Annotated in this window: 1 protein-coding gene; it reads right to left on the bottom strand. The window is 42.8% G+C overall.

Features of this window, described 5'->3' with window-relative positions; genetic code table 11:
* The coding region (locus R7R24_RS26915; RefSeq protein WP_318120149.1) for a SulP family inorganic anion transporter at positions 1–415 on the bottom strand (415 nt) is incomplete at its 3' end.
* Positions 416–708: the final 293 nt, after the last annotated feature.

Below are 708 nucleotides of genomic sequence, written 5' to 3'. Positions count from 1 at the left end.
GAATGATAAGTATGACACCAATACCCGACATAAAGCCGGAGATCACGCTGTAAGGCATTAAGGTAACGTATTTACCCATCTTCAGCGTTCCAAGCAAGATCTGAAATGCACCCGCCATCATGACAACAGTAAACGTCATCGCCATACCTGTTTCAGGGTACTTCGCCATCATACTGGTCAATACGGCTGTCATGATCACCGTCATCGGACCCGTGGGTTCTGAGATAAGTGTATTTGAGCCACCAAATAAGGAGGCAAACAAGCCCACCATGATGGCGCCCCAAAGGCCAGCTTCTGCGCCCGCCCCCGAAGCAACCCCGAACGCCAACGCCAAAGGGAGAGAAATAATGGCCGTGGTCACCCCGCCAAATATATCCCCTTTGAAATTGATATCTTTAAAACGACTACCGAACACCGTTTAGCTCCCTGCATTAATTTCAAAATTAAATAAGTAAAATGTCATTACTTTAACGAGGAATGTGAAAAATTAAACCATAAATAAATTATGGCTTAATTCGTTATCTAATAAGCAGTCTGAATTGTACGAATTTATTTCCAAGAACACGTCAGATGAGTCCTGTCTGACGCATATTTAACGGGATCGAAATTGTAACATTGTGTATAGTTACAACACTGATCGCTTGATATGTTTCAATTGCGATGAGTGCTTTTGTCATTTAAGGGAAGTAGTTTGCAAGATGCCGGAAA

It is taken from the genome of Vibrio sp. 704 (genome assembly GCF_033339295.1).
Note: the sequence above shows the minus strand (reverse complement) of the source record. Positions and strands in the feature narration are given on the sequence as shown.